The organism is Rhodoferax koreense (assembly GCF_001955695.1).
In the GTDB taxonomy this organism is placed as follows: domain Bacteria; phylum Pseudomonadota; class Gammaproteobacteria; order Burkholderiales; family Burkholderiaceae_C; genus Rhodoferax_B; species Rhodoferax_B koreensis.
In genome coordinates this window covers 4,398,221-4,411,117 of sequence record NZ_CP019236.1, presented here as the reverse complement: position 1 = coordinate 4,411,117, position 12,897 = coordinate 4,398,221, and the positions used below count along the sequence as shown (strand labels likewise).

Sequence of the window (12,897 nt, the reverse complement as noted above, 5' to 3'; positions counted from 1 at the left end):
ATGAATGTCCACCATGGCTGACACTCCCAAATCCCCAGAAGACGAACTCGCCGGCACCGAACAGCCGTTCGTCGCGCACCTGATGGAGCTGCGCGACCGGCTGATCAAGGCCGTGGTCGCCATCGCCGTCGCCGCGGCCGTGCTGGCCATCTATCCGGGCCCGGCGGCGCTCTACGACATCCTTGCCGCGCCGCTGGTGGCCACGCTGCCCAAGGGCGCCACGCTGATCGCCACCTCGGTGATCTCGCCTTTCCTCGTGCCCTTGCAGATCATGTTCATGACGGCCTTCATGATCGCCTTGCCCGTGGTGCTCTGGCAGATGTGGTCCTTCATCGCGCCCGGCCTGTACATGCACGAGAAGAAGCTGGTGCTGCCGCTGGTGATTTCGAGCACCATCTTGTTCTTCGTCGGGGTGGCTTTCTGCTACTTCTTCGTGTTCGGCCAGGTGTTCAAGTTCATCCAGAGCTTTGCGCCGAAGAGCATCACCGCCGCGCCCGACATCGAGGCCTACCTGAGCTTTGTGCTGACCATGTTCCTGGCCTTCGGCCTGGCGTTCGAGGTGCCGATCGTGGTCATCGTGCTGGCGCGCATGAACATCGTGCCGATCGACAAGCTGAAGTCGTTCCGTGGTTATTTCGTCGTGCTGGCCTTCATCGTCGCCGCCATCGTGACGCCGCCCGACGTGGTGTCGCAACTCGCGCTGGCCGTGCCGATGTGCCTGCTCTACGAACTCGGCATCCATGCCGCGCAGTTCTTCATCCGCAACACCAAGTCACCCGAGGACGAGGCGGAAACCGCCGGCTCCTGAGGTGGGCCTGGAGGACCAAAAAAACGGACCCTTGCGGTCCGTTTTTTTTTGGGGCTCGATCAGCGCTGCTGCTGTTCCACGCGGCGCTGCGGCCGGGGACGCAGGCCGGGGGTCACTTCCAGTTCGAGCTGCTTGTCCTGGCGCAACACGCCGAACTTCGAGGCCGTGCCGGGCTTGAGCGCGGCCACGCTGGTCAGCAGTTCGGACACGTTGCCGACCGGCCGGCCGGCCACGCTGGCGATCACGTCGCCCGGCCGCACGCCGGCCTGGGCGGCAGGGCCGTTTTGCAGCACGCCGGTGATGATCACGCCTTCCTTGGCCTTCACGCCGAAGGTTTCGGCGAGTTCGGGCGAGAGTTCATTCGGCTCCACGCCGATCCAGCCGCGGCGCACCTGGCCGTCGGTGACGATGCCCTCGAGCACGAGTTTGGCCGTGGACACGGGGATCGCGAAGCCGATGCCCATGCTGCCGCCGGAGCGCGAGTAGATGGCGGTGTTGATGCCCATCAGGTTGCCGTTCACGTCGATCAGCGCGCCGCCCGAGTTGCCCGGGTTGATGGCCGCGTCGGTCTGGATGAAGTTCTCGAAGGTGTTGATGCCGAGCTGGTTGCGCCCGAGTGCGCTGACGATGCCGCTGGTCACCGTCTGGCCTACGCCGAAGGGGTTGCCGATGGCCAGCACCTGGTCGCCCACCTGCAGCGCGTCGGAGCTGCCCAGCACGATCACCGGCAGCTTGTCGAGCTCGATCTTCAGGATGGCGAGGTCGGTGTCGGGGTCGGTGCCGATGACCTTGGCTTGCGCGCGCCGCGCGTCGTTGAGGATGACTTCGATCGCGTCCGCACCCTCGACCACGTGGTTGTTGGTCAGGATGTAGCCGCTCGGGCTGACGATCACGCCGCTGCCGAGCCCGGCCTGCTGCGGACCGCCCTGGCCCTGATCGCCGAAGAAGAAGCGGAACCACGGATCGCTGCTGCGCGGGTCGCGCTCGGCCATTTTGCTGGTGTTGATGCTGACGACGGCCGGCGAGGCCTTCTTGGCCGCCGCGCTGAAGCTGCCCGCCACCGGCGCGCTCGAGTTGCTGGCGGCGGGGGCCTCAATCAACGCGATCGCCCCCGAACCCGGCCGACGGCCCAGCCATTCGGGCTTCATGGTGCCCACGACGAAATAGGCCGCCAGCAGGACGGTGACGGATTGGGCGAAAACGAGCCAGAGGCGCTTCATGAAGGGATGGTTTCTGCGGAGAAGGCTTTGCGCCACACGGCGCGCCGCCTGTGAATCGGTGGACCGCTATTGTCTCTCAAGGCCGCCGCGCAGGGCAGTGACTTGCCGACCCCCACCGCGTGTCGGACATCGCGCCCTTGTCAAGAGGTGTAACGGGTAAACCCTTAAAATCGCCGGCTCCGTCCGCGCCGCAGTTCGCACTGCACAAACACTTCCCATGTCCCGTACCGTTCCGCTTTCCGCCGGCCTGCCTGCCGATCCATCGTCGCCGTCTTCCGCCAGGTCCCTGTCCGCCAGGGATGTGAAGACCCTGGGGTTGTCCGCCCTGGGCGGCACGCTGGAGTTCTACGACTTCGTGATCTACGTCTTCTTTGCCGCCGTGCTCGGCAAGCTGTTCTTCCCGGTCGACATGCCCGACTGGCTGCGCCAGCTGCAGACCTTCGGCATCTTCGCCGCGGGTTACCTGTCGCGGCCGCTCGGCGGCATCGTCATCGCCCATTTCGGCGACATCCTCGGCCGCAAGCGCATGTTCACGCTGAGCATCTTCCTGATGGCCGTGCCGACCCTGGTGATCGGCCTGCTGCCGACCTACGCCAGCATCGGCGTGGCCGCACCCTTGCTGCTGCTGGCGATGCGTGTGCTGCAGGGCGCCGCCATCGGCGGCGAAATGCCCGGCGCCTGGGTGTTCGTGGCCGAACACGTGCCGGCCAAACGCTATGGCCTGGGCGTGGGCACGCTCACGGCCGGCATCACCGGCGGCATCCTGCTGGGCTCGCTGGTGGCGATGGCCGTGAACCGCTCGTACAGCCCGGCCGACGTGAGCGATTTCGCCTGGCGCATCCCGTTCATCCTGGGCGGCGTGTTCGGCCTGGTGTCCGTGTATCTGCGCCGCTTCCTGCACGAGACCCCGGTGTTCCAGGAACTCGCCAAGCGCCGCAACGTGGCGCGCGAGTTGCCGCTCAAGACCATCCTGCGCGAGCACCGCGGCGCCTGCGTGCTGGTCGGCCTGCTGACCTGGGTGCTGTCCGCCGCCATCGTCGTGGTGGTGCTGATCACGCCGAACTACCTGCAGAAGGTGCACGGCATCGCACCCGCGCTGGCGCTCGAAGCCAACGCGGTCGCCACGCTGACGCTCACGCTCGGCTGCATCCTGATGGGTTGGGCCAGCGACCGCTTCGGCACCCGGCCGGTGATGCTGGTCGGCTTCGGTGGCCTGCTGGTCACATCCTACCTGTTCTACACCGGTCTGCCAGGCACGCCGGCTTCGCTGATTGGGAGCTACGGCCTGGTCGGCCTGTTCGTCGGCTCGATCGCGCTGGTGCCCATCGTCGGCGTGCGCGCGTTTCCGCCGGCCGTGCGCTTCTCGGGGCTTTCGTTCGCCTACAACATGTCCTACGCGATCTTCGGCGGCCTCACGCCGATCATCATCACGCTGTGGCTGCAGAAGGACGCGCTCGCGCCCGCGCACTACGTGGCGGCGCTGGCGGCGCTGGGCTTCCTGCTCGGCCTGGTGCCGATGTCGGGTCGGGGCTACCTGCCGCGCAAGGCTGTTCCGGCCAGATAGACCGTCGATCGGCGCTGCCTGGCTGACACAATGCGGCCATGAGCGAAACCTCCACCCCCTCCACCCCCTCCACCTCCTTCACCTCCTTCACCTCCTTCACCTCCTTCACCTCCTTCACCTCCTTCACCTCCTTCACCCACCGGACCGAACTGCTGCAGGCCTTCGATGCGCTGCTGCAGCCCGCGCGTTTCAAGGACTACGGGCCGAACGGCCTGCAGGTCGAAGGCAAGGCCGAGGTGCGCAGGATCGTCTCGGGCGTGACGGCCAGCCGCGCGTTGATCGAAGCCGCCATCGACGCGCGGGCCGACGCCATCTTCGTGCACCACGGCCTGTTCTGGCGTGGCCAGACCGGCACCGTCACCGGCTGGATGAAGCAGCGCCTGGCGCTGCTGCTGGCGCACGACATCAACCTCTACGCCTACCACCTGCCGCTGGATGCACACCCCACGCTCGGCAACAACGCACAACTCGGCTTGCGGCTCGGCCTGACATCGGAGGGCGCCCGGTTCGGCGAGCAGGAACTCGGCTGGCTCGGCGAGACCGACCATGCCTGTGCCGCGGATTTGGCGCGGCATGTCGAGTCTGCATTGAATCGGCCTGTCGTGCTCGTGGATACTGCGCAGAGAGCTATCAAAAAAGTAGCGTGGTGCACCGGCGGCGCGCAGGGCTATTTCGAGGCGGCGATTGCCGCGGGTGCGGACGCCTTTATCACCGGCGAGATTTCCGAGCCCCAGGCGCACTACGCGCGCGAGTGCGGCGTGGCCTTCATCGCCTGCGGGCACCACGCGAGCGAACGTTTCGGTGCACCGGCCGTCGCGGCCGAAGTGGCCCAGTCGCTCGGCATCGCCCACCAGTTCATCGACATCGACAATCCGGCATGAGCAACACTTCTTCCTTGCCAATCGCCATCACCCTCGGCGACCCGGCCGGCATCGGCCCCGAGATCATCGCCAAGGCCTTCCGCGACGCGCCGACGCTGACCCGCGGCTGCTTCGTCGCGGGCGACCTGGGCAGCATGCGCCGCGCCACGCAACTGCTGGCAGCACCGGGCCGGCCGGCCTGGCCGGTGGTCGAGATCGCAGACGCCGCGGATGCCTTCGACGCGCCGCCGAATGCCATCCCCGTGCTGCAGGTGATGGCGCCGCCCGGCGTCATGGCCGTCGGCGAAGTCAGTGCCGAAGCTGGCCGGGTTGCGGCCGATGCCGTGCTGTGGGCCGCGCGCGCGGCATTGCGTGGCGAGATCGCGGCGCTGGTGACGGCGCCCCTGCACAAGGAGGCGCTGGCCGCGGCCGGCGTGCCCTACCCCGGCCACACCGAACTGCTGCAGGCCGAGGCCGCCGCCCACGTGGGCACATCCATCGCCCAGATGCCGGTGCGCATGATGCTGGCCAACGACGAGCTGCGCACGGTGCTGGTGAGCATCCATGTCTCGCTGCGCCAGGCCATCGAGGCCGTGACCTTCGACAACGTGCTGCAGACGCTGCGCATCACCGACGCCTCGCTGCGGGCCGTGCTGGGCCGGCGGCCCCGCATCGGCGTGGCCGGGTTGAATCCGCATGCGGGGGAGGGCGGCCTGTTCGGCCGGGAGGAGATCGACACCATCGTGCCGGCCATCGAAGCCGCACGGGCCGAGGGTCTCGACGTGCACGGACCTTATGCACCCGACACGGTGTTCATGCGCGCGCGGGCCCAGGCCGGCCGGCCGAGTGAATTCGACGTGGTGGTGGCCATGTACCACGACCAGGGCCTGATCCCCGTGAAGTACCTCGGCGTGGACAAGGGTGTCAACGTGACGCTCGGCCTGCCGCTGGTGCGCACCAGCCCCGACCACGGCACGGCCTTCGACATCGCCGGCACGGGCCGCGCGGATGCGGCCAGCCTGACCGAGGCGCTGCGCATGGCCCGAAGGCTGGCCACGCGTGGTTTGTAGGTGAACGCCTACAAGGCCAGCGGCGCTGCGACGACAGCGCTGCCGCGCCTTGCCGCCTAAGCTTGTCGGGCAAAACCAAATCAGGAAGCCTGGGGCTTCCAGCCCACCGGAGTCCATTGCCATGCCACGTCCCTCGTCGCCATTGCCCCAAGCCGCTGCGCCGGCCGCCGCCGCAGCCCTGATGCAGCAGCCCATCCACCATCCGTTGCCGGGCCGCGTGGCACGGCAGCAGCAGCAGAACAACGGCTTTCCGGAGTTCCAGCCCAAGGCGCAGATGGGGGCTCCGGTGGTGGACGACCGCAACTACACGCTTTCGGCGTATCTGGAGCGTGCCGGCAAGGCCGGTGACCTGCCGGGCGCGCGGGTGCACGATCTGGGCGAAGTCCGCTCGCGCAGGCAGCAGCAACAATCCTGATCCCTGAGACGGCCATTCGCCGTCTCTTTCCTTGGTCCGCTGGACCGCTATTTCTGCGGCTGCGCGGCGAGTTCCTTCAGGTCCCTCTCGTAGCCGGCCAGCCATTTGAGGCCGTGCTGGCGCTGCGCCGCCGTGGTGCGGTTGTGCAGCGCGGCCACGCCTTCGCACATCTGCTGTGTCGCGGCCTCCTGGGCCTTCTGGCCCGGGACCGACGGACGCATCAGCCGTTCGATGGCTTCGCGCGCCTCCTGCACAGCCTGTGCCGGTTCGGGCGGGCGGGCCAGCCACTGCCGCAGCGTCTGCAGCGTGTCCTGCTGCCGACGCAGCCGTTCGGCATAACGCGTCTGTTCGTCCAATCCCGAGCGCGCCACCTGCTGGCGCAACAGTTCGCGCTGCTCGGTGTCGAGCCGGCCGTAGACGGTCTGCGCATTCTCCAGCGCCTTGTCGTAGCGTTTGTCCAGCACCTGCTCGGGCGAGCGATCGAGCCAGTCCTTGCGGAAATCGGCATTCGACCTGGCGTACTTCTTCTCCAGCGCGGTGATCTGTTGCGGCTGCAGCGTCATGGCCAGTTGCGCGGCCGTGGGTGCCGCGGCGACCACCAGGACATCCAGGCGTTGGCGCACATTGGCCCATTCGCTGCAGACCTGCGCCGCGTCGACGTCCTGCGGCATCAGCGCCTGGGCCTGGCGCAGCAGTTTGGCGTATTCGGGCAGTTCGCGGCGCCGGTGCCAGGCCTGGAGCTGGCCCAGGTCCTCCTTGAGCCGGATGGCCTGCTCGCCGGTAAAGTCCGCATAACCGTCGAGCCACCAGTAGGCCAGGTCCGGCCCGTTGTTGTAGCCGAGCTTGATCGCGCTGCAGGACTGCAGCACGGCGGCGGCCAGCAACAGGCCGATAATCCGGCCCAGCGTTGCAAACACATTTTTTCGGGGGAGATGCAGCTTTATGTCAGCAGTGGATGTGGTCATCATGGCCGCGGGCAAGGGGACCCGCATGAAGAGTCGGTTGCCCAAAGTGTTGCACCGTTTGGCCGGGCGTGCGTTGCTGGGCCATGTGGTTGACACCGCCGCCGGGTTGAAGCCGCGCCGCGTGGTCGTGATCACGGGCCACGGCGCGGACGAGGTGGAGGCGGCGGTGAGCGCCTGGCCTACCGGCCTCGACCTGAAGTTCGCCCGCCAATCGCCGCAACTCGGCACCGGCCACGCCGTGCAGCAGGCGCTGCCAGCCCTGGCCGACCTGCCCGACGACGGCATCGTGCTGGTGCTGTCGGGCGACGTGCCGCTGACCCGCATCGACACTTTGCAGGCGCTCATCGACGCTTCGGGCGGCGACAAGCTGGCGCTGCTGACGCTGGCCCTGCCCGATCCCACGGGTTACGGCCGCATCGTGCGCGAAGCCGGCTCGCCGGACGGCCACGTGCAGGCCATCGTCGAACACAAGGACGCGAGCGAGGCCCAGCGCGCCATCAACGAAATCTACAGCGGCATCATGGCCGCGCCGGCGGCGCAGCTGCGCCACTGGCTGGGCCGCGTGGACAACCGCAACGCCCAGGGCGAGTACTACCTGACCGACATCGTCAAGCTGGCCGTGGCCGATGGCGTGGCCGTGGTGGCGCACCGCATCACGGACGAGCTGCAGGTGGCCGGCGTGAACAGCCCGGTGCAGCTGGCCGAACTCGAACGCGCCTACCAGCGCGGCCGCGCACTCGCGCTCATGGAGCAGGGCGTGCGCCTGGCCGATCCGGCGCGGTTTGATGTGCGTGGCACGCTCGAATGCGGCCAGGACGTGGCCATCGACGTGAACTGCGTGTTCGAAGGCCGGGTCACGCTGGGCGAGGGCGTGCGGATCGGTGCCAACTGCGTGATCGCCAACGCCAGCATCGCGGCCGGCGCGGTGATCCATCCGTTCACCCACATCGACGGCGAACAGGCCGGCGTGACGGTGGGCGAGGGTGCGCTCATCGGCCCGTTCGCGCGGCTTCGCCCGGGCGCGCGGCTCGGCGCCGAAGTGCACATCGGCAACTTCGTGGAGGTCAAGAATTCCACGCTGGCCGCCGGTGCCAAGGCCAACCACCTGGCCTACCTCGGCGACGCCAGCGTGGGCGAGCGCGTGAACTACGGCGCCGGCAGCATCACCGCCAACTACGACGGCGCCAACAAGCACCGCACCGTGATCGAGGCCGACGTGCACGTGGGCAGCAACTGCGTGCTGGTGGCGCCGATCACCATCGGCGCGGGTGGCACGGTGGGCGGCGGCTCCACCCTCACCAAGGACGCGCCGCCCGGCGCGCTCAGCGTGGCACGCGGCCGGCAGGTCAGCATTGCGAACTGGAGCCGGCCCAAGAAGGCGGCGAAGTAGGCGGCGGCGGAGCACGCGATGGACCAGGGTTCGCCCGCCTCCCCCGACATGCTGGCTGCGTTGCAGGCGCGGCTGCACGAAAGCGAGGCCGCCAACCTGCGCCTGCAGGCCGAGCTGGACGCCACGCGGGCCGAGCTCGAGCACTTCATGCACAAGGTGTCGCACGACCTGCGCGCGCCGCTGCGCCACATCACCTCCTACGGCCCGTTGGTGCGCGAGATGCTGACCGACGGCGAAGACCCGTCGTCCTGCCTGGACACGATCGACCAGTCGGCCCGGCACATGGGCAAGATGATCGATGCGCTGCTGGCCCTGTCGCGCCTGGGCAAGACCGCGCTGCAGCCCGTGCCCGTGCCCATGGGGGAACTGGTGGCCGAGGCGCTGCGTGGCGCCCGGGCCCAGACCGGCGCGCGCCAGGTCGAATGGCAGGTGGCCGCCGACTGGCCCGTGGTGCAGGGCGACGCCGCGCTGCTGCGCGAGGTCTGGGGCCATCTGCTGGCGAATGCGCTCAAGTTCACGCGGCAGCGGGCGGTGGCGCGCATCGAGATCGGCTGGGGAGCGGCGGGCGAGGGTAAGCCTGTGCGCTTCTTCGTGCAGGACAACGGCGTGGGCTTCAATCCGGCCTATGCCGGCCAGTTGTTCGGCCTGTTCCAGCGCCTGCACAGTGCCACCGAATACGAGGGCACCGGCCTGGGCCTGGCGCTGGCGCGGCAGATCGTGCGGCGCCACGGCGGCGAGATCGAAGCCGAGGCCCGGCCCGACCAGGGCTGCCGCGTGAGCTTCACCTTGCCTTAGCTCGGATCATCGGGCCTTGGAAGTCGTCAGGAGCACGATGCCGCCGACCACCACCAGGCCGCCGAGCACCTGCAACGCGCCCAGCCGCTGGCCCAGGATCAGCCAGCCGAACAGCAGCGTGGCGATGGGTTCGCTGTTCATCACCGCCGCATTGCGCGCCATGTCCAGCCGCGGCAGGGTGATGAACATCACCGAGAACGCCGTGCCGTAGAGCAGCACCAGCAGACCCAGGCCAGTCCAGCCGGGCGCGTCGTGCGGCCAGGCCATGCCGCCGGGCACAGCGCCGCTCCAGCCGGCCAGCAGCATGGCCACGAAGACGATGGAGAGCGTCATCAGGCTGCGCACCGAGCCGCGCAGGGCCTTGAGCTTGTGGTCGGTGATCCACAGCGCCATGGCGAACGCGAGCGCCGCGCCGGCGGCGAAGGCGATGCCCTGGCCCCATTGCGGACCCGGGCCGGCGGCTTCCATCGAAGCCAGCCGCGTCGGCACGTCCAGCGCCAGCACCAGGCCCAGCAGGATCACGCCCATCAGCACGCTGGCGCGCCGTGTCGGCCGCGGGCCGCCGAGCGCCCAGGTCAAGAGCGCCAGCACCACCGGCAGGGTATTGCTGACCAGCAGGGCCAGCGCCACCGGGATGCGTGCCACGGCCGAGTACAGGCACAGGCTCTGGGTGGCGATCAGCAGGCCGACCGCGAGCTGCCACGGCCAGGCGCCGCGCGGCAGCCGCAGGGCTTCGCGCTGCCACAACACCACACCGAGCAGGGCCAGCATGGTCACGCCCGAACGGCAGACGATGGCCACCAGCAGGCCGGTGCCGTGGTCGAAGGCCAGCCGGGCCGAGATGTGGTTGCCCGCAAAGGCGCAGCCGAGCAGGGCGATCAACAGGACGGCGGTATGGCGTTGAAAAAGGGCAGGCGTGGCAGCGGACATTGGCGAAAGGGGGATGGCTGGACCCGCAAGTGTCCAGGCGGTCCGGCGGCGGAAAGGCGGGGAGGGGTGGAAGGCGGCGTGATTATGGGCGCTGGGGAGCAACTCGGCTGTAGCGCACCGGCATGCCCCCCTGTACGCAGGGCCATCGCGGCACGGGGTCATAATCGGCCCCATTGTGTGCAAGCTCGTCATTCTCTGAGGATTGGTATGAAGAAATATTTGTGGTCTGTCCCGGCTGTATCGGCCATCGCGCTGTTTGCCGTCACCGGCCTGGCCCATGCCGAATCCACGCCCGCGAAAAAGGAACTCGTCGCCAAGGTGATCCGCCTGCAGATGCCGGTGCGCGAGCAGATGATGCGCCAGATGGCACAGAGCCCCGTGGCATCGATGGCCCAGCAGGTCGGGCAGATCCTGCAGTTCCGCGTGCCGCCCGAAAAGCGCGAGGCGCTGACCAAGGAAATCCAGGGCTACATCGGCAAGTACGTCGACGAAACCATGGCCCTGCTGCGCGAGCGCGAAGCCAAGGCCGCAACGACGGTGATCGGTCCGATGCTCGAGGAGAAATTCTCCGAGGATGAGTTGAAGCAGCTCGTCACCTTCCTCGAGTCGCCGGTGCAGAAGAAGTACCTGGACACCACGGCCGAAGGCCTGAAGGCGCTGTCGACCCAGCTCGTCGCCGACACCCGTGGCGTGGTCGAGTCCAAGTTCAAGGTCATGGAGCAGACCGTGACCAAGCGCCTGAACGAAGTGGTCGGTCCGGCCGCCGCGCCAGCGTCGCCGGCTGCGCCTTCCACCAAGTAAGCGCCTGAACGCTCAGGCGTCGGCCGTCTGCCGGCCGGCGCGCTGGGCGGCAGACGCCACCGCGCCGCCGTAGGCCAGACCCGCTGCTACGCTGCCGAACCGGTCGCCCGAAGCCATGGTGGCATCGGGAAAGGCCGCCTGCATCGCCGCCTGCAACGGGGCGAGCGCGGAGGAGCCGCCGGTGAGGTAGACGGTATCGAGCCGGCCCACGCCGGAGGCGGCCACACATTCCCGCGCACAGGCCACGATGGCGTCCAGCTGGCCTTGCAGCACCTCGTGCAGGCCTTCGGGCGACAGAGGCACGCACAGGCCCGCCTCGATGCCCGACAGGTCGATCCGCTCGCCCTGGCCCGAGATGGAGCAAGCGATCTTCGCGGTCTCGGTCGCGGCCAGCAGCTGGTGGCCCATGTGCAGTTCCAGCACGTGCATCAGCCGCGTGTGCAGCATCCTGTCGCTGTAATCGCTGCGCAGCGATTCGCTGTGGGCGATGGCGCGGCGGCCGTAGCTCTGCTGGATCAGGTGCCAGGTCGACAGGTTGAAGAACACCGACGACGGCACCTCGCGACCGCTCGGTCCGTGGTGGCCCAGGCCGAGCAGCGGCATGGCGTGGCGCAGGTGCAGCGCGCGGTCGAAATCCGTTCCGCCCAGGTGCACGCCCGTGGTGGCCAGCAGGTCGCGGCTGCGGTCGACGTCGGCATGCCGGTCCGGGCCGACCCGCACCACGGTGAAGTCCGAGGTGCCGCCGCCGATGTCGACCACCAGCACGGTGGTCTCGGCTGTCACGCGGCGCTCGAAGTCGAACGCGGCGGCGATCGGTTCGAGCTGGAATTGCACCTCGTCGAAGCCCGCGGCCAGCGCGGCCTTGCCCAGTGTGGCCTGGGCCAGTGCGTCACGCGCGAGATCGTCGTCCACGAAGTGCACGGGCCGGCCGAGCATCGCCCGGCTGACGGCGTGGCCCAGGTGTTGTTCCGAGCGGCGCTTGAGTTCCTTGAAGAACAGCACCACGATCTCGAACAGGCTGGTGAGCTTGCCGTTGACCAGGGTCTGCTCGTCCATCAGGCTGGAGCCGAGCAGGCTCTTGATGGAGCGCATCAGCCGGCCGTCGGTGCCGCTGAGGTAGGCCTGCATGGCCGCGCTGCCGTAGAAGACCTGGCCACTCTCGTTGGAAAAGAACAGCGCCGTCGGCATCGACGGGCTGCCCGGCTCCAGCGGAATGCTGCGCAGCCGGCCCTCGCCGTCGACCAGCGCCACGGCCGAATTGGAGGTGCCGAAGTCGATCCCCAGCATCATCGGCTGGATGCCTTGGCGGCATCGCGCGGCAGCACGGTCTGCAGGAAGCGACTGATGTCGGCCACTTCCTGCGGATGCACGCTGTGCGGCATCGGATAGGTGTGCCACGAGACCTGGTAGCCCAGTGCCGCCAGCGCCTGGCGCGAGGCCTCGGCGCGGGCCAGTACCACCACCGGGTCGGCCGTGCCGTGGGCCATGAAGATGGGTGTGTCCTGGTTCGCCGGGCTGCGCTCGGCGGCCACGCTGGCGGCCAGCGGCAGGTAGCCCGACAGCGCCATGATGCCGGCCAGCCGCGCCGGGTGGCGCAGGCCGGTGTGCAGCGACATGGCGCAGCCCTGCGAGAAGCCGGCGAGCACGATGCGGTCGGCCGGGATGCCGCGCGCCACCTGGTCGGCGATCAAGGCCTCGATGGCGCGCGCCGAGGCCTGGATGCCGGCGGCGTCTTCGCGCCGCACCAGGTCGGCGGCGAAGATGTCGTACCAGGCCGGCATCACATAGCCGTTGTTGATGGTCACCGGCATGGTCGGCGCGTGCGGGAACACGAAGCGGATCGGCGCGCAGCCGTTCAGGTCGAGCTCGGGCACGATGGCGGCGAAATCGTCGCCGCTGGCGCCCAGGCCATGCAGCCAGATCACGGCCGCGGTGGGGTTCGGTGCGCTTTCGATTTCGATGGTTTCGAGCAGTTGGGTCATGGCGGTGCGGTGGATTGAGTGGCGGGCCGCCGAAAGAGCGGAACCGGCGATTTTAAGGAAGCCCGAACCCCATGGGCCGGCCAACGTATATTGCCCG

The 12,897-nt window shown here is 68.6% G+C and carries 13 protein-coding genes; 8 read left to right on the top strand and 5 right to left on the bottom strand.

What is annotated here, in order from left to right:
• Nucleotides 1–13 precede the first annotated feature (13 nt).
• Nucleotides 14–808, top strand: a complete 795-nt coding sequence (gene tatC, locus RD110_RS20455; RefSeq protein WP_076205355.1) for a twin-arginine translocase subunit TatC — start codon at nt 14–16, stop codon at nt 806–808.
• A gap of 59 nt (nt 809–867) precedes the next feature.
• Here the strand turns inward: tatC and RD110_RS20450 are convergent, their stop codons facing one another.
• Entirely contained in the window at nt 868–2,028 is a 1,161-nt protein-coding gene (locus tag RD110_RS20450; RefSeq protein WP_076201567.1) for a S1C family serine protease, read from the bottom strand.
• Nucleotides 2,029–2,245: 217 nt separating this feature from the next.
• On the opposite strand from RD110_RS20450, the gene RD110_RS20445 reads away from it, so the two are divergent.
• From RD110_RS20445 to RD110_RS20430, 4 genes are all read left to right on the top strand, one after another.
• Nucleotides 2,246–3,592, top strand: a complete 1,347-nt coding sequence (locus tag RD110_RS20445) for an MFS transporter (protein ID WP_076201566.1) — start codon at nt 2,246–2,248, stop codon at nt 3,590–3,592.
• 38 nt (nt 3,593–3,630) lie between these two features.
• Nucleotides 3,631–4,473 carry a Nif3-like dinuclear metal center hexameric protein gene (locus RD110_RS20440; RefSeq protein ID WP_083686398.1) on the top strand — a complete coding sequence of 281 codons (843 nt, stop codon included), beginning with the start codon at nt 3,631–3,633 and terminating at the stop codon, nt 4,471–4,473.
• A complete protein-coding gene (pdxA, locus tag RD110_RS20435) occupies nt 4,470–5,522 on the top strand; it encodes a 4-hydroxythreonine-4-phosphate dehydrogenase PdxA (protein WP_076201565.1) in 1,053 nt (350 codons plus the stop codon). The genes RD110_RS20440 and pdxA overlap by 4 nt, the downstream gene beginning before the upstream one ends.
• A 121-nt stretch (nt 5,523–5,643) precedes the next feature.
• Nucleotides 5,644–5,937, top strand: a complete 294-nt coding sequence (locus RD110_RS20430) for a hypothetical protein (protein WP_157900265.1) — start codon at nt 5,644–5,646, stop codon at nt 5,935–5,937.
• Between the two features lie 47 nt (nt 5,938–5,984).
• Here RD110_RS20430 and RD110_RS20425 read toward each other — a convergent pair whose 3' ends face one another.
• Nucleotides 5,985–6,854 carry a DUF6279 family lipoprotein gene (locus tag RD110_RS20425; protein ID WP_083686396.1) on the bottom strand — a complete coding sequence of 290 codons (870 nt, stop codon included), beginning with the start codon at nt 6,852–6,854 and terminating at the stop codon, nt 5,985–5,987.
• Between the two features lie 25 nt (nt 6,855–6,879).
• On the opposite strand from RD110_RS20425, the gene glmU reads away from it, so the two are divergent.
• Both glmU and RD110_RS20415 read left to right on the top strand, forming a co-directional pair.
• Nucleotides 6,880–8,292: a bifunctional UDP-N-acetylglucosamine diphosphorylase/glucosamine-1-phosphate N-acetyltransferase GlmU gene (gene glmU / locus RD110_RS20420; protein ID WP_076201561.1), complete on the top strand. Its 1,413-nt coding sequence runs from the start codon at nt 6,880–6,882 to the stop codon at nt 8,290–8,292.
• Nucleotides 8,293–8,310: 18 nt separating this feature from the next.
• On the top strand, nt 8,311–9,087 hold the full coding sequence (locus RD110_RS20415; protein WP_157900264.1) for a sensor histidine kinase: 777 nt from the start codon (nt 8,311–8,313) through the stop codon (nt 9,085–9,087).
• A 6-nt stretch (nt 9,088–9,093) separates the two neighbouring features.
• On the opposite strand, the gene RD110_RS20410 is transcribed toward RD110_RS20415, so the two are convergent.
• Entirely contained in the window at nt 9,094–10,017 is a 924-nt protein-coding gene (locus RD110_RS20410; RefSeq protein WP_076201553.1) for an EamA family transporter, read from the bottom strand.
• A 207-nt stretch (nt 10,018–10,224) separates the two neighbouring features.
• Here RD110_RS20410 and RD110_RS20405 point away from each other — a divergent pair, with 207 nt between their 5' ends.
• Nucleotides 10,225–10,818 (top strand): DUF2059 domain-containing protein, encoded by a 594-nt coding sequence (locus tag RD110_RS20405; protein ID WP_076201552.1) that lies wholly within the window; start codon nt 10,225–10,227, stop codon nt 10,816–10,818.
• 12 nt (nt 10,819–10,830) lie between these two features.
• On the opposite strand, the gene RD110_RS20400 is transcribed toward RD110_RS20405, so the two are convergent.
• Together RD110_RS20400 and RD110_RS20395 are read right to left on the bottom strand one after the other, a co-directional pair.
• Nucleotides 10,831–12,108, bottom strand: coding sequence for an Hsp70 family protein (locus RD110_RS20400; protein WP_076201551.1), 1,278 nt, complete (start codon nt 12,106–12,108; stop codon nt 10,831–10,833).
• Complete coding sequence (locus tag RD110_RS20395; protein ID WP_076201549.1) at nt 12,105–12,800, bottom strand: alpha/beta hydrolase; 696 nt, start codon at nt 12,798–12,800, stop codon at nt 12,105–12,107. Before RD110_RS20395 ends, RD110_RS20400 begins: the two co-directional genes overlap by 4 nt.
• Nucleotides 12,801–12,897: the final 97 nt, after the last annotated feature.

Excerpts from the sequence above, each read along its gene's own strand:
- tatC (WP_076205355.1), top strand. The coding sequence starts at position 14 with ATGGCTGACACTCCCAAATCCCCAGAAGACGAACTCGCCGGCACCGAA.
- RD110_RS20450 (WP_076201567.1), bottom strand. The coding sequence starts at position 2,028 with ATGAAGCGCCTCTGGCTCGTTTTCGCCCAATCCGTCACCGTCCTGCTG.
- RD110_RS20445 (WP_076201566.1), top strand. The coding sequence starts at position 2,246 with ATGTCCCGTACCGTTCCGCTTTCCGCCGGCCTGCCTGCCGATCCATCG.
- RD110_RS20440 (WP_083686398.1), top strand. The coding sequence starts at position 3,631 with ATGAGCGAAACCTCCACCCCCTCCACCCCCTCCACCTCCTTCACCTCC.
- pdxA (WP_076201565.1), top strand. The coding sequence starts at position 4,470 with ATGAGCAACACTTCTTCCTTGCCAATCGCCATCACCCTCGGCGACCCG.
- RD110_RS20430 (WP_157900265.1), top strand. The coding sequence starts at position 5,644 with ATGCCACGTCCCTCGTCGCCATTGCCCCAAGCCGCTGCGCCGGCCGCC.
- glmU (WP_076201561.1), top strand. The coding sequence starts at position 6,880 with ATGTCAGCAGTGGATGTGGTCATCATGGCCGCGGGCAAGGGGACCCGC.
- RD110_RS20415 (WP_157900264.1), top strand. The coding sequence starts at position 8,311 with ATGGACCAGGGTTCGCCCGCCTCCCCCGACATGCTGGCTGCGTTGCAG.
- RD110_RS20410 (WP_076201553.1), bottom strand. The coding sequence starts at position 10,017 with ATGTCCGCTGCCACGCCTGCCCTTTTTCAACGCCATACCGCCGTCCTG.
- RD110_RS20405 (WP_076201552.1), top strand. The coding sequence starts at position 10,225 with ATGAAGAAATATTTGTGGTCTGTCCCGGCTGTATCGGCCATCGCGCTG.
- RD110_RS20400 (WP_076201551.1), bottom strand. The coding sequence starts at position 12,108 with ATGATGCTGGGGATCGACTTCGGCACCTCCAATTCGGCCGTGGCGCTG.
- RD110_RS20395 (WP_076201549.1), bottom strand. The coding sequence starts at position 12,800 with ATGACCCAACTGCTCGAAACCATCGAAATCGAAAGCGCACCGAACCCC.